This is a genomic window from Listeria farberi (assembly GCF_014229295.1).
Lineage (GTDB): Bacteria > Bacillota > Bacilli > Lactobacillales > Listeriaceae > Listeria > Listeria farberi.
In genome coordinates, this window is the sequence record NZ_JAARZL010000014.1 from 1 (window position 1) to 555 (window position 555).

General features: G+C 35.1%; 1 protein-coding gene. It reads left to right on the forward strand.

Annotation, left to right across the window (positions count from 1 at the left end; all coding sequences use genetic code 11):
* Positions 1 to 555 (forward strand): arginine--tRNA ligase domain-containing protein (gene argS / locus HCB38_RS15010; protein ID WP_185638985.1); only part of this gene is annotated, 555 nt, incomplete at both ends.

Consider the following 555-nt stretch of genomic DNA (forward strand, 5'->3'; position numbering starts at 1 on the left):
GGATTTGATGTTTCAAGAGAGTATTATATTAATGATGCCGGAAATCAAATTAATAATTTAGTTCTTTCAGCAGAAGCGCGCTATTTTGAAGCATTAGGCTTAGAATCTGAATTTCCAGAAGATGGTTACCGAGGTGCTGATATTATTTCACTTGGTAAAGACTTAGCTGCTAAATATGGTGATAAATATGTAAATACTAGTGAAGAAGAGCGTCGTTCAGTTTTTCGTGTAGATGCATTAGCTTTTGAAACTGGAAAATTACGTGCGGATTTAGAAGAATTCCGTGTTTCTTTTGATGAATGGTTTTCAGAAACGTCTTTATATGAAGAAAACAAAGTATTACCTGCGTTAGAACGTTTACGCGAAAATGGCTATATTTATGAACAAGATGGTGCGACTTGGTTAAGAACAACTGATTTTGAAGATGATAAGGACCGGGTTTTAATCAAATCAGACGGTAGTTACACGTATTTCTTACCAGATATCGCTTACCATTTAAACAAATTAGAGCGTGGATTTGATGTGTTAATTGATATTTGGGGAGCGGATCACCAT